Annotated in this window: 19 protein-coding genes; 8 read left to right on the top strand and 11 right to left on the bottom strand. The window is 66.0% G+C overall.

Going from position 1 to position 18,022, the window contains the following annotated elements; translation table 11 throughout:
- Nucleotides 1–37: 37 nt before the first annotated feature.
- The 8 genes from OC450_RS21790 to OC450_RS21755 all read right to left on the bottom strand — a co-directional run bounded on the left by OC450_RS21790 (nucleotide 38) and on the right by OC450_RS21755 (nucleotide 6,060).
- The gene (locus OC450_RS21790) at nucleotides 38–646 is read right to left on the bottom strand and encodes a riboflavin synthase (RefSeq protein WP_211385930.1); all 609 of its coding nucleotides are present in this window, start codon (nucleotides 644–646) and stop codon (nucleotides 38–40) included.
- Nucleotides 646–1,794 carry a bifunctional diaminohydroxyphosphoribosylaminopyrimidine deaminase/5-amino-6-(5-phosphoribosylamino)uracil reductase RibD gene (gene ribD / locus OC450_RS21785; RefSeq protein ID WP_262048620.1) on the bottom strand — a complete coding sequence of 383 codons (1,149 nt, stop codon included), beginning with the start codon at nucleotides 1,792–1,794 and terminating at the stop codon, nucleotides 646–648. Before ribD ends, OC450_RS21790 begins: the two co-directional genes overlap by 1 nt.
- Nucleotides 1,791–2,273 (bottom strand): transcriptional regulator NrdR, encoded by a 483-nt coding sequence (gene nrdR, locus OC450_RS21780; protein WP_007603426.1) that lies wholly within the window; start codon nucleotides 2,271–2,273, stop codon nucleotides 1,791–1,793. Before nrdR ends, ribD begins: the two co-directional genes overlap by 4 nt.
- Before the next feature lie 22 nt (nucleotides 2,274–2,295).
- The gene (gene glyA / locus OC450_RS21775) at nucleotides 2,296–3,594 is read right to left on the bottom strand and encodes a serine hydroxymethyltransferase (protein WP_211385928.1); all 1,299 of its coding nucleotides are present in this window, start codon (nucleotides 3,592–3,594) and stop codon (nucleotides 2,296–2,298) included.
- A gap of 269 nt (nucleotides 3,595–3,863) precedes the next feature.
- Nucleotides 3,864–4,085, bottom strand: coding sequence for a hypothetical protein (locus OC450_RS21770; RefSeq protein WP_262048619.1), 222 nt, complete (start codon nucleotides 4,083–4,085; stop codon nucleotides 3,864–3,866).
- 37 nt (nucleotides 4,086–4,122) lie between these two features.
- On the bottom strand, nucleotides 4,123–4,359 hold the full coding sequence (locus OC450_RS21765) for a hypothetical protein (RefSeq protein WP_211385926.1): 237 nt from the start codon (nucleotides 4,357–4,359) through the stop codon (nucleotides 4,123–4,125).
- A 202-nt stretch (nucleotides 4,360–4,561) separates the two neighbouring features.
- Nucleotides 4,562–5,080, bottom strand: a complete 519-nt coding sequence (gene ldtR, locus OC450_RS21760; protein WP_011087797.1) for a transcriptional regulator LdtR — start codon at nucleotides 5,078–5,080, stop codon at nucleotides 4,562–4,564.
- Between the two features lie 476 nt (nucleotides 5,081–5,556).
- Nucleotides 5,557–6,060 carry a DUF6163 family protein gene (locus OC450_RS21755; protein WP_211385925.1) on the bottom strand — a complete coding sequence of 168 codons (504 nt, stop codon included), beginning with the start codon at nucleotides 6,058–6,060 and terminating at the stop codon, nucleotides 5,557–5,559.
- Nucleotides 6,061–6,206: 146 nt separating this feature from the next.
- Between OC450_RS21755 and hemB the strand changes: the two genes are divergently transcribed.
- From hemB to OC450_RS21740, 3 genes are all read left to right on the top strand, one after another.
- Nucleotides 6,207–7,265, top strand: a complete 1,059-nt coding sequence (gene hemB / locus OC450_RS21750; protein ID WP_211385924.1) for a porphobilinogen synthase — start codon at nucleotides 6,207–6,209, stop codon at nucleotides 7,263–7,265.
- A gap of 204 nt (nucleotides 7,266–7,469) precedes the next feature.
- Nucleotides 7,470–8,003, top strand: coding sequence for an RDD family protein (locus OC450_RS21745; protein WP_211385923.1), 534 nt, complete (start codon nucleotides 7,470–7,472; stop codon nucleotides 8,001–8,003).
- 169 nt (nucleotides 8,004–8,172) lie between these two features.
- Nucleotides 8,173–8,949 carry an arginyltransferase gene (locus OC450_RS21740; protein WP_211385922.1) on the top strand — a complete coding sequence of 259 codons (777 nt, stop codon included), beginning with the start codon at nucleotides 8,173–8,175 and terminating at the stop codon, nucleotides 8,947–8,949.
- Between the two features lie 6 nt (nucleotides 8,950–8,955).
- Here the strand turns inward: OC450_RS21740 and OC450_RS21735 are convergent, their stop codons facing one another.
- Nucleotides 8,956–10,308 carry an Nramp family divalent metal transporter gene (locus tag OC450_RS21735; protein ID WP_262048618.1) on the bottom strand — a complete coding sequence of 451 codons (1,353 nt, stop codon included), beginning with the start codon at nucleotides 10,306–10,308 and terminating at the stop codon, nucleotides 8,956–8,958.
- A gap of 167 nt (nucleotides 10,309–10,475) precedes the next feature.
- Here OC450_RS21735 and OC450_RS21730 point away from each other — a divergent pair, with 167 nt between their 5' ends.
- Nucleotides 10,476–11,720, top strand: a complete 1,245-nt coding sequence (locus OC450_RS21730; protein WP_262048617.1) for an MFS transporter — start codon at nucleotides 10,476–10,478, stop codon at nucleotides 11,718–11,720.
- 25 nt (nucleotides 11,721–11,745) lie between these two features.
- Here OC450_RS21730 and OC450_RS21725 read toward each other — a convergent pair whose 3' ends face one another.
- The gene (locus OC450_RS21725; protein ID WP_211385919.1) at nucleotides 11,746–13,005 is read right to left on the bottom strand and encodes an adenylate/guanylate cyclase domain-containing protein; all 1,260 of its coding nucleotides are present in this window, start codon (nucleotides 13,003–13,005) and stop codon (nucleotides 11,746–11,748) included.
- A gap of 176 nt (nucleotides 13,006–13,181) precedes the next feature.
- On the opposite strand from OC450_RS21725, the gene OC450_RS21720 reads away from it, so the two are divergent.
- Nucleotides 13,182–14,339, top strand: a complete 1,158-nt coding sequence (locus OC450_RS21720; protein WP_262048616.1) for an MFS transporter — start codon at nucleotides 13,182–13,184, stop codon at nucleotides 14,337–14,339.
- A 31-nt stretch (nucleotides 14,340–14,370) separates the two neighbouring features.
- A complete protein-coding gene (locus tag OC450_RS21715) occupies nucleotides 14,371–14,562 on the top strand; it encodes a hypothetical protein (RefSeq protein ID WP_262048615.1) in 192 nt (63 codons plus the stop codon).
- A gap of 51 nt (nucleotides 14,563–14,613) precedes the next feature.
- Here the strand turns inward: OC450_RS21715 and dmeF are convergent, their stop codons facing one another.
- Nucleotides 14,614–15,567 (bottom strand): CDF family Co(II)/Ni(II) efflux transporter DmeF, encoded by a 954-nt coding sequence (gene dmeF, locus OC450_RS21710; RefSeq protein WP_262048614.1) that lies wholly within the window; start codon nucleotides 15,565–15,567, stop codon nucleotides 14,614–14,616.
- A 200-nt stretch (nucleotides 15,568–15,767) separates the two neighbouring features.
- Between dmeF and OC450_RS21705 the strand changes: the two genes are divergently transcribed.
- Together OC450_RS21705 and chrA are read left to right on the top strand one after the other, a co-directional pair.
- Nucleotides 15,768–16,586 carry a chromate resistance protein ChrB domain-containing protein gene (locus OC450_RS21705; RefSeq protein WP_211385915.1) on the top strand — a complete coding sequence of 273 codons (819 nt, stop codon included), beginning with the start codon at nucleotides 15,768–15,770 and terminating at the stop codon, nucleotides 16,584–16,586.
- Nucleotides 16,586–17,971: a chromate efflux transporter gene (gene chrA, locus OC450_RS21700; RefSeq protein ID WP_262048613.1), complete on the top strand. Its 1,386-nt coding sequence runs from the start codon at nucleotides 16,586–16,588 to the stop codon at nucleotides 17,969–17,971. The genes OC450_RS21705 and chrA overlap by 1 nt, the downstream gene beginning before the upstream one ends.
- The last annotated feature ends 51 nt before the right edge of the window (nucleotides 17,972–18,022 follow it).

Below are 18,022 nucleotides of genomic sequence, written 5' to 3'. Positions count from 1 at the left end.
GCGGGTCAAGCCCGCGCATGACGAAGTTTGATCACCGTCACTTCATTTCCGTCAGCCGCGCAGCGTAGCGGGCCATCAGATCGACCTCGATATTGACCTCGGTCCCCGCCTTCCAGCCGCCGATCGTCGTCACCGTCAGCGTGTGCGGGATGATCAGGACCGAAAAGGTCACGTCCGCCACCGTATTAACCGTCAGCGAGACGCCGTCGAGGGTGATCGAGCCCTTGGTGGCGATGAACCGCGCCAGCTCCCGCGTGGTCGAAAGCTCGAACCGCGCCATGTCGGGCAGGTCCTCGCGGCTGACGAGGGTCGCGATGCCATCGGCATGGCCGGCGACGATATGCCCGCCAAGCTCGTCGCCGATCTTCAGCGCGCGCTCGAGGTTGAGCTTCGTGCCGAGCCTCCAGTGTTTTGCGGTCGTCAGCGCCAGCGTCTCGGCCGCGGCATCGACATCGAACCAGGTTCTGCTGTCTTCGACGCCCGAGGCGACGACGGTAAGGCAGACACCATTGCAGGCGATCGAGGCGCCATCGGCAATGGTGGTCTGATCGTAGCGGCAGGCGATGCGCAGCCGGTGCAACTGGCCCTGCGCCGTCGGCGTGAAGCCGACGACCTCGCCGATATCGGTGACAATGCCGGTAAACATTACGCGCGCTCGTAGATGGTGAGAGTATCCTTGTCGAATGTCTCGCTAGCATGAACCTTATAGGCCGGCGACTGCGTGATTTTCGACAGTGGCAATGCATCGAGCGCATCGACGCCGCTGCTGCCGACCTCTTCCGCGCCGCGGAACAGCCAGATTTCGTCCACGAGGTCCGCGGCCACGAACGACGCAGCGACGCGGCTGCCGCCCTCGACCATCAGCCGCGAGATGCCCTTCTCGGCCAGCGCACGCAGCACGGCCGGCAAATCCAGCCCGGATGTGCCGCCCGGCGGGACGCGGATCACTTGCGTACCGGCAGCGCCAAGCCGTGTTGCGGCCGCAGCTTCCGCAAGCTCCGAGCCGACCACCCAGAGCGGCGTCTCGCGCGCGGAGCGGACGAGCTGGCTCGAAGCCGGAATGCGCAGGCTCTGGTCGAGCACCACGCGCACCGGCGAGCGGGCGGCCATGCCCGGCAGGCGGCAGTTGAGCTGGGGATCGTCCGCCAGCACGGTGCCGATGCCGACCAGGATGGCGTCGCTCTGCGCGCGGAGCAGATGCACGCGATTGCGCACGGCCTCGCCGGTGATCGCGACCGGCTTGCCGCCGGCCGCACCGATCTTGCCGTCGGGCGAGACCGCGAGCTTCAGGATTACATGCGGGCGCCGATCGCGGATGCGGCGGAAGTGACCGGCATGATCAAACGCGGCCTCCGCCGCGCACAGGCCGACATCCACCGTGATGCCTGCTGCGCGCAGGCGCGCATGGCCCTGGCCCGCGACTTCCGGATTGGGATCCTCGATCGCTGCCACCACGCGCTTGATGCCGGCGGCGATCACCGCATCGGCGCAGGGCGGCGACTTGCCGAAATGCGAGCATGGCTCCAGCGTGACATAGAGCGTGGCGCCGCGCGCCGCCTCGCCGGCGCGCCGCAGCGCCTCGGGCTCGCCATGCGGCCTTCCGCCGGGCTGTGTCCAGCCGCGACCGACGATCACTCCATCTTTCACGATGACCGCGCCCACGGCCGGATTGGGCCAGGTGCGCCCCTGCCCGCGGCGGCCGAGCGCAAGCGCAAGCTGCATGAAGCGGCGATCGGCGTCCTTGGACTCGCGGATCTTCTGGCCGAATTGATCCTCCAGGATGCGGAAGATCATTTGCGGATCGCGGCGAGCCGCGCTTCCTCCTCACCGGAGAGCTCGCCGAGCACGTCGGCAAAGTCCTTGGCCTCGCGGAAATTGCGGTAGACCGAGGCGAAGCGCACATAGGCGACGTCGTCGAGCGTGCGCAGATGCTCCATCACGGTCTCGCCGATCACCTCCGAGGAAATCTCGGCCTCGCCGCCGGTCTCGAGCTCGCGCACGATGGTGGAGACCATCTTCTCCACCCGCTCCGGCTCGACCTGCCGCTTGCGCAAGGAGATCGACACCGAGCGCATCAGCTTGTCGCGGTCGAACGGCACGCGGCGGCCGTTGCGCTTGATCACGGTGAGCTCGCGCAATTGCACGCGCTCGAAAGTGGTGAAGCGGAAATTGCAGGCGACGCACACGCGCCGCCTGCGGATGACGGAGGAGTCCTCGGTCGGACGCGAGTCCTTTACCTGCGTATCGAGACTGTTGCAGTTCGGGCAGCGCATCCGTTTACCTTGAGCGGTTTACTTACTGGTAGATCGGGAAGCGGTCAGTCAGCGCCTTGACCCGTTCCTTGATCGCGGCTTCGACCAGCGGCGCCTTGCCGTCGGAGGATTGTGCGATCGCGTTGAGGACCTCGGCGATCATGCCGCCGACCTGCTGGAATTCAGCGACGCCGAAGCCGCGGGTGGTGGCGGCCGGCGTGCCCAGCCGAATCCCCGAGGTGACGAACGGCGACTCGGGGTCGAACGGAATGCCGTTCTTGTTGCAGGTGATGGCGGCGCGGACCAGCGCCTTCTCCGACGCATTGCCCTTCAGGCCCTTCGGCCGGAGATCGACCAGCATCAAATGGTTATCGGTGCCGCCCGAGACAATATCGAACCCGTGGCTCTTCATCGCTTCAGCCAGCGCCTTCGCGTTCTCGACCACGTTCTTCGCGTAGATCTTGAAGTCCGGACGCAGCGCCTCGCCGAAGGCGACCGCCTTCGCCGCGATCACATGCATCAGGGGGCCGCCCTGCAGGCCCGGGAAGATCGCCGAGTTGAATTTCTTGGTCAGCGCCTCGTCATTCCACAGCATCAGGCCGCCGCGCGGGCCGCGCAGCGATTTGTGCGTCGTGGTGGTGGTGATGTGGGCATGCGGCACCGGCGAGGCATGCACACCACCGGCGACGAGACCCGCGAAGTGCGCCATGTCGACCAGCAGATACGCGCCGACGCTGTCGGCGATCTCGCGGAAGCGCTTGAAGTCCCAGGCGCGCGAATAGGCCGAGCCGCCGGCGACGATCAGCTTCGGCTTGACCTCTTCGGCCTGCTTGGCGACCGCATCCATGTCGATGATCTGGTCCTCGCGGCGCACAGTGTAGTGCGCGGCCTTGAACCACTTGCCGCTCATGTTGACGGGCGAGCCGTGGGTGAGATGGCCGCCGGCCGCAAGGTCGAGGCCCATGAAGGTGTCGCCGGGCTGCAGCAGCGCCAGGAACACCGCCTGGTTCATCTGGCTGCCCGAGTTCGGCTGCACGTTGGCGAATTTGGCGCCGAACAGCTTCTTGGCGCGATCGATCGCGAGGTTCTCGGCGACGTCGACCCACTCACAACCGCCGTAATAGCGCGCGCCCGGATAACCCTCTGCATACTTGTTGGTCATCACCGAACCTTGCGCTTCCAGCACGGCACGGCTGACGATGTTCTCGGATGCGATCAGCTCGACCTCATGGCGTTGCCGGCCGAGCTCGCCCTTGATGGCGGCGGCGATTTCCGGGTCGGCCTGGTCGAGCGAGGCGGTGAAAAACGAATCGGGCGCGGAGGCGGTTTTAGCTGAGGTCATCTTGCGAATATCTCCACCGCCGCAGCCTTTTGGCGGGCTACGTGCGGGTCTGGTGTGGCGATCGGAAGCGGCGCGCGCGATCTACCACATTGCCCGCCCCCGGCCAAGTAGTTGCGGGTCGGGCCTGATATTTATGCAAGATATGGTGGGGGACGCAGATTTTCGGCACTGGGTGGTTCCAAGGAGCCACCGGCCAGCGACATTCCCTAATGGGACCGCTTTGAGCCTCAAACTCTGCGCCGGACCCGCCGGCCGCGGTCAGCGTCCCGTCACAGCCCGGTATACCCCGATTTCACGGGGTCGACGCTGCCGTCGAGCTCGCGCAGATAGGTCAAACCGAACACGGTCAATCTGTGGGTGTCCTTCTCGCCGGCTTCCATCAGGGTGTTGAGGTAGTTCGTCACCTTGGCCCGCGCCTCCGCGCTCGCCGCAGACGTGCGGTTGGCGAGCAAATCGTAGGTCTGCATGATGCGGTCGATGGCAGCTTCCATGGCACCCTCTGGTTCTTGGACATGTTGGGACTCGTGATCAGGCAACCGCTTTGGCCTCGGACTGCGCCTCGAACCTCGTGATGGCCTTGTTGGCCAGCCTGATCTTGTTGAATTCACCGTGCTGGAGCAGCTTGATGACGATCTCGAGCAGGTGCTCGTCGGTGACGAGGCTGTCGGGGATCGCGCCGGAGCGGCGGAGATAGTTCGCGGCGATAGCATAGGCCTCGCTCACGAGTTCCACGTTCATCACCCCCAAGCCACGCTCGACCAGCATCGTCCGCCCTCCGATCCGAAGGGGATAAGCACCGAACCGGGAACTCGTTCCCTGCGGCCGGAGATTTTTTCGCAACCGCGAAATGACAGAACGCACCGGTCCGGGCACAAGCCGGGCCGGCGCGCTTGGGGAAGTCAGGCACGTTCGGGAGGCTTGCCGGTCTTGTTGTGGGCCGGCTTGGCCAAGTCCCGTCGAAAAGATCTCAAAGACGATACAGGATCTGGTCGGTCCAGAACCGCTCGAGGCGGTGCAGCGACTTGTTGAGGGTCGAGAACTCCTCGCCCGAGATGCCGCCGACCTGCTCCACCGTCTTGACGTGCTTCTGGTAGAGGGAGTCGACGATGCGGCGAACTTCCTGGCCCTGCGGCGTCAGGCGGATGCGCACCGAGCGGCGATCAACGCGCGAGCGCTGATGATCGAGGAAACCGAGCTCGACGAGCTTCTTCAAATTGTAGGAGACGTTGGAGCCGAGATAATAACCGCGCGTGCGCAGCTCGCCCGCGGTCAGCTCCTTGTCGCCGATGTTGTAGAGCAACAGCGCCTGCACCGAATTGATGTCCGCGCGGCCGCGGCGATCGAATTCGTCCTTGATGACGTCGAGGAGCCGGCGATGCAGCCGCTCCACCAGAGTCAAAGCTTCCAGATAGAGCGACTGCACCGAACCCTGCTGGCCGGAGACGCGCTCTGCGGTATCTGCCGCAGTTGCGACGGCTTTCATCATGACACTTCCCCTGTTGTCGTTTTTATCGACACTTATTCGACGAAACTTGTGCTCCGTCTGATAGCTGCAACTTAAGGGGCTCGTTTGAAGATCGGCTTAAATAAGAGAATAAAGAGATCATGAATTTAAGACAGTGAATTGCGGATTAAGCCTGTGCCACAAGCACTTTTCGCAACCCTCTGTTGACCTTCGCAAGGTCCTGTTCACCCTCCGTCCGCTCCCGTTGTCGCATTCCAGAACAGCCCCGCCCCGTTTCGAAACGGCCGCGTAAGAGCTGTGGCGGAATGCACGGAGTCAACGAAAAGTTACCTCGAATTTTAGGCAACCGGCGGTCAACCAAGCGCACCATTCTCGTGTCATGGACAAGCGCAGCGAAGCCAGAGCATGGATCGTAGAGAGATGGACCCCGGCTCTGCGACGCATCACGCCGCAAGTGCGGCGCGCTCCGTCGCGTCCGGGGCACGAGAGTTTGCCTGCTACGGCGGCCGTTCGCGTGCGGCCATCCAGGCGAGCGCGAGATAGGCGGCCAGCATGAAGGCTTCGACACCGACCACGACCAGGCTGCCGCCGTAGATGCCCGGGAACATCAGCTCGATCACCGCCATCGACACTACGGTCGTCAGCCACACCACCGCGCCCCAGGGGGTCGCGAGCCACAGGCCGACCGCGGCGACGAGCTCGATTACGGCGAAGTAGACGGTCGCGGCCTGCCAGGCCATCGACTGGTTCTCGAAGGCCTCGTCCTCGCCGCCGACGAAGCCGGTGACCTGCGCCCAGTGATAGAGACCTTTGAGGATCGAGAGCAGCGCCATCACCCGCAGGAACAGCACGAGCCGGCGCGTCCAGACATTGTCGTCCGACTCGGCGCGCTCCGACGAGATCGCCGCCACCGACATCGCGTTGTCTCTGGCGTTGTCTCGGGCGTTATCCCTGGCATTGGCGCCGTCGCGGGCCGCATCGCGGGTGGAAATCTCGGACATGCCTCTCTTCTGGCTGCTTCGGCCTGCAAAATCAATCGGCTGCCCAGGCCGGTCCTTCGCCTTGTCTTTACCTTGCGGCAGGTCAAGCCGCGGTGACGGGACCCATGCGAGCTGGTATAAGAATAATTCCAGCCGGAGGAAGAGTGATGGCGATCAAATACGGACGTCCGATCGAATTGCGCGAGGTTTCGCGCGGGGATGGCGCTGGCGCCTCCCCTGCCCTCGATCTGACCGTCCGCCCGCGCCGCAACCGCAAGGCCGAATGGGCCCGGCGCATGGTGCGCGAGAACGTGCTCACCACCGACGATCTGATCTGGCCGCTGTTTTTGATCGACGGCGACAACAAGCGCGAGCAGATCGCCTCGATGCCGGGCGTCGACCGCCTCAGCGTCGACCAGGCCGTGCGCGAGGCCGAGCGCGCGATGAAGCTCACCATCCCCTGCCTGGCGCTGTTTCCCTACACCGACCCGTCCCTGCGCGACGAGGAAGGCTCGGAGGCCACCAACCCGAACAATCTGGTCTGCCAGGCGGTGCGCGCGATCAAGAAGGAGTTTCCGGAGATCGGTATCCTGTGCGACGTCGCGCTCGATCCCTTCACCAGTCACGGCCATGACGGCCTGATCTCCGACGGCAAGATCTTGAACGACGAGACGGTCGCGGTGCTGGTGCGTCAGGCCCTGGTGCAGGCCGAAGCCGGCTGCGACATCATCGCGCCCTCCGACATGATGGACGGCCGCGTCGCCGCGATCCGCGAGGGCCTGGATCGCACCGGGCTGCTCGACGTGCAGATCATGGCCTACGCCGCAAAATACGCCTCCGCCTTCTACGGGCCGTTCCGCGACGCCATCGGCTCGGCCAAGACGCTTACCGGCGACAAGCGCACCTACCAGATGGACAGCGCCAACACCGACGAAGCGCTCCGCGAGGTCGAGCTCGACATCTCCGAGGGCGCCGACATGGTAATGGTGAAGCCCGGCATGCCCTATCTCGACGTGGTCCGCCGCGTGAAGGACACCTTTGCCATGCCGACCTTCGCGTACCAGGTCTCGGGCGAATACGCGATGATCGCAGCCGCCGCGAACAATGGCTGGCTCGACGGCGACCGCGCCATGATGGAGAGCCTGCTGGCGTTCAAGCGCGCGGGCGCCGACGGCGTGCTCAGCTATTTCGCGCCGAAGGCGGCGGAGAAGCTGCGGGCGCAGTAATTGTAGGGTGGGCGCACCTGTCTCCCCAACCTCGTCCTGGCGAAAGCAAGGACGACACCGGGGCCGATAACTCGCCGCTCCCCCGACCACCTCCCCGCCCCCGAATCGCCGGAATATTTCAGCTTGTTGACGTCGGCGCACCCTTGGCACGCGGACGGCCTGTTCCCATGTCCTGCCACGGGAGTTTCCCTCGGGAGGACGGTCATGTCGTATTCGGACTCGGGCAATGCCTGGCGCAATGCCGGCGGGGCGCACGCCTATGATCCCGATCTGCACCCGGAACTGTTCCGCGGCGTCGCTACGCGGCGGGTGTTCGCCTTCCTGATCGACATGGTCGTGATCTCGGTGCCGGTGATCCTCGGCTACCTCTTCATTGCGGTGTTCGGCGTGATCACGCTCGGCATCGGCTGGGCGCTGTTCTGGCTGGCCTGGCCGGCCTCCGTGATCTGGGCGATCGTCTATTACGGCGCCTGCATCGGCGGTCCGTCGTCCGCGACGATCGGCATGCGCGTGATGGATCTGGAACTGCGCACCTGGTACGGCGCATCAGGCTATTTCGTGCTCGGCGCCACCCACGCCGTGCTGTTCTGGGTGACGGTGTCGTTCCTGTCGCCCTTCGTGGTGCTGGTCGGCCTGTTCAACGGCCGCCGTCGCCTGCTGCATGATTTCGTGCTGGGAACGGTCGTGATCAACAATTCCGTTCGCGCCCCGGTGCCTCAGGGCGCCAGGACTTACTGAGAAGACCTACTGGGAAGGCCACCCGAGAGCACCTGCTCGGGAACTGGTGATCAAGAACCTATCAACCTGGATCCGCTAAACTGGCTGATCCGACCTGCCGAGCAGACCGATTGACCGGGAGCTTTCGTAGCGCGATGCTGGTACCCAATTTGGAGGCCCACGACGTCCCTTGACCCAGCACTCGCGCGATACCCCACAATTTTACCTCACGGCGCCCTCCCCCTGCCCCTATCTGCCGGGCCGGCACGAGCGCAAGGTGTTTACGCACCTCGTGGGTGAGCGCGCCGGTGATCTCAACGACCTCCTGACCCATGGCGGGTTCCGCCGCAGCCAATCGATCGCCTATCGGCCGGCCTGCGACCAGTGCCGCGCCTGCGTCTCCGTACGGGTCGTCGCCAACGAATTCCGGCCCTCCCGCAACTTCCGCAAGGTGATCGCCCGCAACGCCGACATCATCGGCGAGCAGCGCAGCGCGGTGCCGACCTCCGAGCAATATTCGGTGTTCCGCGCCTATCTCGACTCCCGCCACCGCCATGGCGGCATGGCGGACATGACCGTGCTCGACTACGCCATGATGGTCGAAGACAGCCATGTCGAGACCCGCATCATCGAGTACCGCAAGCGCGGCCCCGACAGCGGCATCACCGGCCGCGGCGAAGAACTGATCGCGGTCGCGCTCACCGATGTGCTCAGCGACGGCCTGTCGATGGTCTATTCCTTCTTCGAGCCGGGCCAGGTCAGCCGCTCGATGGGCACCTTCATGATCCTCGACCACATCGCCCGCGCCCGCCGGCAAGGGCTGCCCTACGTCTATCTCGGCTACTGGATCGAAGGCTCCAAGAAGATGGACTACAAGGCCCGATTCCTGCCGCAGCAGCGCCTCGCGCCATCAGGCTGGCTGCGCATCGACGCGCTGGGCGATGCGGCCTCCGAGCCGCAGGATTAGCCGCCCTCACCCGAACAGCGTATCCGCGAGCAGCTTCACGTTCAGAACCACGATCACGCCCGCGACGATCCACGCGATGGCGGCGACCCATGCGGGGATCGCGAACTTGCCCATCTTGCGGCGATCGGAGACGAAGCGCACCAGCGGGATGACCGCGAACGGCAGCTGCATCGATAGCACGACCTGGCTGAACACCAGCAGATCGGCCGTGCCGCGCTCGCCGTAGATCGCCGTCACGACGATCACGGGAACGATGGCGATGCCGCGCGTCAGGAGACGCCGCGCCCAGTTCGGCAGGCGCAAATCGAGAAAACCTTCCATCACGATCTGGCCGGCGAGCGTCGCCGTCACCGTCGAATTGAGGCCCGAGGCGAGCAGCGCGACCGCGAACAGCGTCGAGGCGATGCCCAGACCCAGCAAGGGCGAGAGCAGTTCGAACGCCTGGCCGATCTCGGCGACATCCGAATGGCCGCTTGTGTGGAACGTCGCGGCGGCCACCACGAGGATCGCGGCATTGATGAACAGCGCCAGCATCAGGGCGATGGTCGAATCCGTCGTCGCCCATTTGATCGCCTCGCGCCGGCCGGTGTCGTTGCGCTCATAGGCGCGCGTCTGCACGATCGAGGAGTGCAGATAGAGATTGTGCGGCATCACGGTCGCGCCGATGATGCCGATCGCGATGTAGAGCATCTCCGGGTTGGTGAAGATCTCGGTCTTCGGCACGAATCCCCTCAGCATCTCGGCAACCGGCGGCGCTGCCGCGGCAAGCTGGACCGTGAAGCACACTGCGATCACGACGAGCAGCGCGATGACGAAGGCTTCGAGGAAACGGAAGCCGCGGTTCATCAGGATGAGCAGCAGGAAAGCGTCCAGCGCAGCGATCAGTGCGCCGCCGATCAGGGGAATGCCGAACAGCAGTTTCAGCGCAATCGCGGTGCCGATCACCTCGGCGAGATCGCAGGCGATGATCGCCGCCTCGCAAGCGAGCCACAGCATGAAGTTCACGGCCGGCGAATAGGTCGCGCGGCAGGCCTGCGCGAGGTCGCGGTCGGTGACGATGCCGAGCCGTGCCGCCAGCGACTGGAGCAGGATCGCCATCAGGTTCGAGAGCAGGATGACCGAGAGCAGCGTGTAGCCGAACTTCGATCCTCCGGCGAGGTCGGTCGCCCAATTGCCGGGGTCCATGTAGCCGACCGAGACCAGGTAGCCCGGGCCGACGAAGGCGAGCATGCGCCGCCACCACACTCCCGCCTTGGGGAGGGCAACCGTGGAATTCACCTCGGCGAGGCTTTTGGTGGCAGGCGCATCATTGCGCCAGCCGGCGGCGTCTCGGGTCAGATCGGGCGAGCGAGCATCCATGGAGAGGACAATACCGAAGTCGGGGCTTATTGCAACTCATTTGCAACTGCATCTAGCCCTTTTGGTTCCCGGCACGGCCTTGTTCGCCGTCCTGTCGGGAAGCGGGTGGGTTTGAAGGCCTCCCGAAGCGGATACTGGCGCCAACCCGACTTTGCAGGAAATGAGCCATGTCAAATCCGCCTCGCCTTCCGCCGACCTTCAACCGCCTTGCCTGGTCCAACCTCGCGGCGCAGTCGGCCGAGCAGATCGCACTGGCCGCAGCCCCGATCGTCGCCGTGCTGACGCTCGGGGTGGCCGAAGGCCAGACCGGCCTGCTCCAGACCGCCCTGACCTTGCCCTTCGTCCTCTTCGCCATTCCGGCCGGCCTGCTCGCCGACCGCATCTCCCGCCGCGCGCTGATGGCCGGTGCCGAGGCGCTGCGGGCCGCTGCGCTCGCCTCTATCGTGCTGCTGCTCGCGCTCGGCGCGCTCAATCTGCCGCTGCTGGCGCTGCTCGGCTTCGCAGCCGTGTGCGGCACCGTCGTCTACAGCGTGGCCGCGCCGGCGCTGGTGCCGTCGCTGGTGAGCGCAGAGCTGTTGCCGGCAGCCAATGCGCGCATCGAGCTCGCGCGCACCATCGCCTTCGCCAGCGGCCCTGCGCTCGGCGGCGCGCTGGTGGGATGGTGGGGCGCCAGCCCGGCCTTCGGCTTTGCCGCGGCCCTCTCCGCCATTGCCGTGGTGCTGCTCTCCGGCATCTACGAGCCCACCCGCACGCCGGCGCCGCGGCGCCATCCGCTCCAGGACATCCGCGAAGGCGCGGCCTTCGTGTTTCACCATCCGCTGCTGCGGCCGGTGTTCATCACCCAGTTCATCTTCAACACCGGCTGGTTCCTGCAGATCGCCGTGTTCGTGCCCTACGCCGTGCGCCATCTCGGCCTGACCGCCACCGGCATCGGCACCGTGCTGACGATGTACGGGGTCGGCATGGTGATCGGCGCGCTGTTCGCAACGCGCGTGATGAAGCGCATCGCCTTCGGCACGGTTGTCGGCCTCGGCCCCGTCACCGGCTTCGTCGCCGCGGTGGTGATGGCGTTGACCGTGCTGGTCCCCTCGCCCTGGCTCGCGGCCTTGAGCTTCTTCCTGCTCGGCGTCGGGCCGATCCTGTGGGTGATCTCGACCACGACCTTGCGTCAGTCGGTAACGCCGCCGCGCCTGCTCGGCCGTGTCTCCGCCATCAACATCATGAGCTACGGCGCGCGCCCGGTCGGCTCTGCGCTGGGCGCGATCGTCGGCGGCATCTGGAGCGCGGAGGCGTGCCTATATCTCGCCGCCGCCGTGTTCGGCGTGCAGGCGCTGGTCATTTGGCTCTCGCCCGCGGCGGCGCTGGATCGGCAGCCGGCGATGGTGGGGGACGAGGCGGCGGCACGATGCTAGCCTCCCCGTGACGGGGCGGCCCGGCCTAATTCGCCAGATACCGCTCGTAGCTCCCCGTCACAGGCTCGCTCGCGTCCACCTCCGGATCGAGCGTGTAGAGATCCTGGGCGCGGCCGATGCCGCGCAGCGCGTAGCGGCCGGTGGAGACGAGGTAACGCCGGCCTGCGGCGTCGAGACCCTTGTAGAACTCCGCCGAGGCCAGCAGTTCGCGATCGACCGAACGGCTCATCGAGGCGATGCGGCTGACCTCGTTCACGGTCGGACCGACCACGGTGAAGTCGAGCCGGTCCTCGCTGCCGATATTGCCGTAAAAGACCTCGCCGACATGCAGGCCGATATAGGCGGACGTGACGGGACGGCCGTCGGCTTCCCGCCGCACGTTCAGCGCCGCGACGTTCTTGCGGAACAGATGCTCGGCGCGCAGCGCGGCGCGGCGGGCCGCCGCCATGTCCTCGCCGGTGAACATCGCGAGCACACCGTCGCCGATCAGCTTCAGCACGTCGCCGCCGGCATCGTGGATCGCGTCGATCACGGCCTGCGCATAATCGTTGAGGAACGGGATGATCTCGTCGGGGCCGATGCTCTCGCTGATCCCGGTCGAGCCGCGCAAATCCGAATACCACAGCACGGCGTTGATGCGCTCGGTGACGCCGCGCGAGATCCGCCCGCGCAGCACCTGCTCGGAGGCATCGCGCCCGAGATAGACCCGGCCTAGCGTGCGCGCGATGTCGACCTGCTGCGCCGACTTGATCGCGAGCCCCAGCACCGGCACGAGATCGCGCAGAGCCTCCAGCTCGGGTTCGGAGAAGCCGCTCTCGCGGCGCGTGGTCCAGCAGGAGTAGAGGCAGTCCATTAGGCCGAGCGCGCCATTCTCGCCGAAGCGGTGCACGAAGGCGAGATAGTGCCGGTGGCCCTTCTCGGCGAGCTCGCCGATCTGCGAGAAATCCATCGACGGCGCGTCGGCGAGATCGATCACCATCTCGTCGTCGCCATGCTCGAGCATGTGGAAGAACACCGAGCGGCGCCAGCTCTTGGCTGCGTCGCCTTCGGCGGTCGAGCCGTATTCGAACGCATCGCTCTCATTGCTCGGCCGGTCGCTCCAGCGAAAGCCGCGCCCCTCGTAGATCGGATGCAGCGTGTCGATCACGACGAGCCCGCGCGAGAGTTCCAGCCCTTCGGCGCGGCAGCGCTCGCAGAAGCCGCGGAGCAGTTCGTTTTCGGGCAGGCCGGTGAGCCCCTGGCCGGTCAGCCAGTTCATCAGCGCAAGGCGGGAGGTCAATTGCATGCGCCATTATGCCGTGCATTCGTGACGGGCGAAAGGCGCAAGCCACGCGCGGGCCGTGCGCAAGGTCCCGTCCCTTGCAGATCGAATATGCCGCAGCCGCGGTTGACGCACTCGCCGCGCGGGCGGCAAATGCTAGCGATGATGATCTTGTCGGCCAGAATCGGAAGCACGCGGGGATGAGCCAGCGCCAGCTTCCGATCATCCTGGCGCTCGGCACCACGCAGACCCTGGCCTGGGCTTCCAGCTACTATCTGCCGGCGCTGCTCGCCGATCCCATGGCGCACGACCTCGGCGTCTCCTCCAACTGGATCTTTGGCGCGTTCTCGGCCTCGCTGGTGATCGCGGCAATGCTCGGCCCGCGGATCGGGCGACGGATCGATCTCGTCGGCGGCCGGCAGGTGCTGTCGGCATCGAACGTGACGATCGCGGCCGGCCTTGTGCTGCTCGGCCTCTCGCAATCGGTGGCGGTGATGGCGATGGCCTGGCTCGTGCTCGGCATCGGCATGGCGATGGGGCTCTATGACGCCGCCTTCGCCGCGCTCGGCCGCATCTACGGCACCGAGGCGCGCAGGTCCATCACCGGCATCACGCTGATGGCGGGCTTTGCCTCGACCGTCGGCTGGCCGCTCACCGCCTGGGGCCTCGCCCATATCGGATGGCGCGACACCTGTTTTGCCTGGGCCGCCGCCAACATCCTGATCGGCCTGCCCCTCAACTTCTTCATGCTGCCGGCGATCAAGGGGGCGAAGCAGGCGGCGGCGACGGCCGAGAAGCCGCATTTGCCGCTCGACCGCACCATGATCCTGCTCGCCTTCGTCTTCGCCGCGGTCTGGACGGTCACCGGCGCGATGGCGGTGCACTTCCCGCGCATCGTGGAGGCAACCGGTGCGACACATGTCGAGGCGATCGCGGCCGGCGCGCTGATCGGTCCGGCACAAGTGCTCGCGCGCATCCTCGAAGCGAGCGTTCTCAGCCGCTTTCATCCGCTGTGGTCGACGCGGCTCGCCTGCCTCACCCATCCGCTCGGCGCGGCCGTCGTCGCCATCTTCGGCGCCCCCGCCGCCAGCGCGTTTGCGCTGCTCCACGGCTCGGGCAACGGCATCCTGACCATCGCCCGCGGCACCCTGCCGCTGTCGATCTTCGGGCCGAAGGATTTCGGCTACCGCCTCGGCATCATCGGCGCGCCGGCACGGATGGCGCAGGCCGTGGCGCCGCTGGCCTTCGGCCTGCTGATCGACGTGATGGGAGCCAAGGTGCTGATCGTCTCGTCCGCGCTCAGCCTGTCGGCACTGGCCGCGCTGTTCCTGATCCGCGCCGAGCCGCGGCCGGATTGACCGGCTTGCGGCTTTCGCGCACAAGCAAAGCATGACCGAAGACAACCGTCCGCCCCGCGACTTGAAAGGCCTCCTGCGCTGGGCGACCACGCCGCCGCAGGCCTGGGGCGTCTATCTCCTCGCCATCATCCTGGTCTGGCTGGTCTCGTTCTATGCCGGGTCGCTGCGGCCGAAGAAGGCGCCGAATGCGAGCCCGCCCGCTGTGACCGCGCCGAAAAGCTGACCCCGGTTCGGCTTGCGGCCACGCCGCGCAATTCCGCTTCAGCCGATCACGTCAATGCGGGCAGGTCTCGACCTCGACCGTGACGTGGCTCAGCCCCTTCAGCCCGGCGAGCCGCTTCTTGTAGACGGCCGGCTGTTTCGGCTTGTCCGACACCACGGACACCAGCACGGCGCAATGGCCGGGGCCGACCTGCCAGAGATGCAGATCGGTGACGCGGTCGTCGCCGGTTTCCATCCGCGCACGGATCACCCGCTCCAGCTTCTCGTCGGCGCGCACGTCGAGCAGCACCGCACCTGATGTCTTGATCAGGCCGAACGCCCAGCTCGCGATCACCGCGCTGCCGATCAGGCCTACGGCCGGATCGGCACACACCCACTCCGAATACATCGCCATCAGCAGCGCACCGATCGCCAGCACCGAGGTCGCGGCATCCGCCATGACATGGACGTAAGCGGCGCGAAGATTATTGTCGTGATGATGATGGTGGTGATCATCACGATCGTCGTGGTCATGATGCGCATGGCCGTGGCCGTGATGGTGGTGATCATGGCTGCCGCGCAAAAGCCACGCGCTGGCGAGATTGACGCAAAGGCCAAGGGCAGCCACAGCGATCGCCTCGCCGTAGACGATCGGCACCGGCGTGATCAGCCGTAGCACGCTCTCATAGGCGATCTCGACCGCGATCAGCCCGAGAATGATCGCGCTGGAGAAGGCGGCGAGATCACCAAACTTGCCGGTACCGAAGGTGAAATGCGAATTTCCCAGGTGCCGCCGCGCAAAGCGGTAGGCGAAGGCGGCAATGCCGAGCGCCGCCGCATGCGTGCCCATGTGCCAGCCGTCGGCGAGCAGCGCCATCGAGCCGAACAGCGAGCCGGCGACGATCTCGCCGACCATCATGACCAGCGTCAGGACGACCACGAGCCAGGTGCGCCGCTCGTTCTCCTCGTGCTTGTCGCCGAGAAAGGCGTGGTCATGGGTCCATTGCTCGATGGAATGGGAATGCATCAGGTCAGGCTCCGGGAACAGATTCCTCTGCCCAATATAGGCCGCGGCAGCCGATCTTTCTAACGCTCATCGCCTTCGAAACCGGCGATTGACAGGCTCGCACGATTTCGCTGTAATGTTCCCATGGGGATTTGAGCGATCTCCCCACGAGGCGACATGCCCAAGTATCGCGTCCCGTTTCGTTTATGCGAGGACGCATCATGTCAACGTTTACGACCATATCATCTGACAAATTGACACGGCTGATCGGCACGGCGAACGCCCCTGTGCTGATCGACGTGCGCACCGACGAGGATTTTGCTGCCGATCCGCGGCTGATCCCCGGCTCGATCAAGCTCAGCCACGAAAACGTCTCGGACTGGGGCGGCGAGCTGTCCGGCCGCTCCGCGATCGTCTCGTGCCTGCGCGGCGCAAAGCTCGCGCAGGGCACTGCGGCCTGGCTGCGGCAGCTCGGCGTGCAGGCCGAGACGCTGGAGGGCGGCTTCGAGGGCTGGAAGGATGCCAAGCTGCCGCTGATCGACGCGTCAAAACTGCCGCCGCGCGACGCCAGGGGACGCACCGTCTGGGTGACGCGGGCACGGCCAAAGGTGGACCGTATCGCCTGCCCGTGGCTGATCCGCCGCTTCGTCGATCCGAACGCGGTGTTCCTGTATGTGGCGCCGTCCGAGGTGGTCGCCGTCGGCGAGCGGTTTGGCGCGGCCCCCTTCGACATCGAGAACGTGTTCTGGAGCCACCGCGGCGAGCTCTGCACCTTCGACGTCATGATCGAGGAGTTCGGGATCGCCACCCCGGCGTTGCTCCGGCTCGCAACGCTGGTGCGCGGCGCCGACACCGCACGGCCCGACCTTGCGCCGGAAGCGCCCGGCCTGCTCGCGGCCTCGCTCGGGCTGTCGCGGATGTACGATGACGACATCGAGCAACTCGAGGCCGGCATGCTGCTCTACGACGCCTTCTACCGCTGGTGCCGCGACGCCACTGGCGAGACCCACAACTGGCCGACCAACAAAGTGAAGGCGTGATGGATACCCGTACTCTCGAAGCAGGAGCTGACGCCGGTCACGGCGTCAGCTTCCGTGAAGCGTTTCGCGTCTGGTTCCGCGTCGCCTGCCTGAGCTTCGGCGGGCCCGCGGGCCAGATCGCGGTGATGCACCGCATCCTGGTCGAGGAGAAGAACTGGATCTCCGAAGCCCGTTTCCTCCACGCGCTGAACTACTGCATGCTGCTGCCGGGCCCGGAGGCGCAGCAGCTTGCGACCTATGTCGGCTGGCTGATGCACCGCACCGCCGGCGGGCTGATGGCGGGCGGGCTGTTCATCCTGCCCGGCATCATCGCCATCTTGGGCCTCAGCTACGTCTATGCCGCCTTCGGCAATGTCAGCTTCGTCGAGGCGCTGTTCTTCGGGCTGAAAGCCGCCGTGCTCGCCATCGTCATCGAGGCCGTGGTGCGCGTCGGCAAGCGGGCGCTGAAGAACCGCATCATGATCGCACTCGCGGCGATCGCCTTCGTCGCCATCTTCTTCTTCGCAGTGCCCTTCCCGATCATCATCATCGCCGCGGGCATGATCGGATATGTCGGCGCGAGGCAAGGCCGTCCGGAATTCGCTCCGGCCGGTCATGGCCACGGCGGCAGCACCGCCGCAATCGACAGCATGCTCGGCGAGGCCGTGCCCGAACACGTCCGGCCCGATACCGGGCGCGCGATCCGGGTCGGCGCATTGTGGCTGGCGCTCTGGCTGGTGCCGGTGATCGCGCTGCTTCTGTCTCTCGGGCAGGCCAACGTCTTCAGCCAGATCGCGCTGTTCTTCTCCAAGATGGCGCTGGTCACGTTCGGCGGCGCCTATGCGGTGCTGGCCTACGTCGCCCAGCAGGCGGTCGAGCATTATCACTGGCTGAAGCCGCACGAGATGCTCGACGGGCTCGGCATGGCCGAGACGACGCCGGGCCCGCTGATCATGGTGCTTCAGTTCGTGGGCTTCATGGCCGCCTACCGCGATCCCGGCGGCCTGTCGCCGATGCTCGCGGCCACGCTGGGCGGGCTGCTCGCGACCTGGGTCACCTTCACGCCCTGCTTTCTCTGGATTTTCGTCGGCGCCCCCTACGTCGAACTGCTGCGCGGCAACAAGGGCCTCGCCGGCGCACTCAGCGCGATCACGGCCGCCGTCGTCGGCGTGATCCTCAACCTCTCGATCTGGTTCGCGCTGCACACGCTGTTCCGCGAGACCGTGCCGGTGCATGCGTTCCCGTTGAACTTCGACATGCCGGTGCCGACCAGCGTCGATGTCCCCGCGCTCGTGCTGTCGATCGCGGCCGCGACCGCGATCTTCCGCTTCAAGCTCGGGATGCTGACGGTGCTCGCGGGCAGCTGTGCCGCGGGCGTCGCGTTGCGGTTTGCGGGGATAATCTAGTGTCCTGAGTCACAAGTTCGCAATCGTAGATTCGCAGTAGATTCACGTCGC

This window comes from Bradyrhizobium sp. Bra78, assembly GCF_024519855.1.
GTDB classification, from domain to species: Bacteria; Pseudomonadota; Alphaproteobacteria; order Rhizobiales; family Xanthobacteraceae; genus Bradyrhizobium; species Bradyrhizobium japonicum_G.
This window is presented reverse-complemented; position numbering and strand designations above follow the sequence as displayed.

Bases quoted from the DNA above. Each gene is read 5' to 3' on its own strand.
- OC450_RS21790 (WP_211385930.1), bottom strand. From the start codon at position 646: ATGTTTACCGGCATTGTCACCGATATCGGCGAGGTCGTCGGCTTCACG.
- ribD (WP_262048620.1), bottom strand. From the start codon at position 1,794: ATGATCTTCCGCATCCTGGAGGATCAATTCGGCCAGAAGATCCGCGAG.
- nrdR (WP_007603426.1), bottom strand. From the start codon at position 2,273: ATGCGCTGCCCGAACTGCAACAGTCTCGATACGCAGGTAAAGGACTCG.
- glyA (WP_211385928.1), bottom strand. From the start codon at position 3,594: ATGACCTCAGCTAAAACCGCCTCCGCGCCCGATTCGTTTTTCACCGCC.
- OC450_RS21770 (WP_262048619.1), bottom strand. From the start codon at position 4,085: ATGGAAGCTGCCATCGACCGCATCATGCAGACCTACGATTTGCTCGCC.
- OC450_RS21765 (WP_211385926.1), bottom strand. From the start codon at position 4,359: ATGCTGGTCGAGCGTGGCTTGGGGGTGATGAACGTGGAACTCGTGAGC.
- ldtR (WP_011087797.1), bottom strand. From the start codon at position 5,080: ATGATGAAAGCCGTCGCAACTGCGGCAGATACCGCAGAGCGCGTCTCC.
- OC450_RS21755 (WP_211385925.1), bottom strand. From the start codon at position 6,060: ATGTCCGAGATTTCCACCCGCGATGCGGCCCGCGACGGCGCCAATGCC.
- hemB (WP_211385924.1), top strand. From the start codon at position 6,207: ATGGCGATCAAATACGGACGTCCGATCGAATTGCGCGAGGTTTCGCGC.
- OC450_RS21745 (WP_211385923.1), top strand. From the start codon at position 7,470: ATGTCGTATTCGGACTCGGGCAATGCCTGGCGCAATGCCGGCGGGGCG.
- OC450_RS21735 (WP_262048618.1), bottom strand. From the start codon at position 10,308: ATGGATGCTCGCTCGCCCGATCTGACCCGAGACGCCGCCGGCTGGCGC.
- OC450_RS21730 (WP_262048617.1), top strand. From the start codon at position 10,476: ATGTCAAATCCGCCTCGCCTTCCGCCGACCTTCAACCGCCTTGCCTGG.
- OC450_RS21725 (WP_211385919.1), bottom strand. From the start codon at position 13,005: ATGCAATTGACCTCCCGCCTTGCGCTGATGAACTGGCTGACCGGCCAG.
- OC450_RS21720 (WP_262048616.1), top strand. From the start codon at position 13,182: ATGAGCCAGCGCCAGCTTCCGATCATCCTGGCGCTCGGCACCACGCAG.
- OC450_RS21715 (WP_262048615.1), top strand. From the start codon at position 14,371: ATGACCGAAGACAACCGTCCGCCCCGCGACTTGAAAGGCCTCCTGCGC.
- dmeF (WP_262048614.1), bottom strand. From the start codon at position 15,567: ATGCATTCCCATTCCATCGAGCAATGGACCCATGACCACGCCTTTCTC.
- OC450_RS21705 (WP_211385915.1), top strand. From the start codon at position 15,768: ATGTCAACGTTTACGACCATATCATCTGACAAATTGACACGGCTGATC.
- chrA (WP_262048613.1), top strand. From the start codon at position 16,586: ATGGATACCCGTACTCTCGAAGCAGGAGCTGACGCCGGTCACGGCGTC.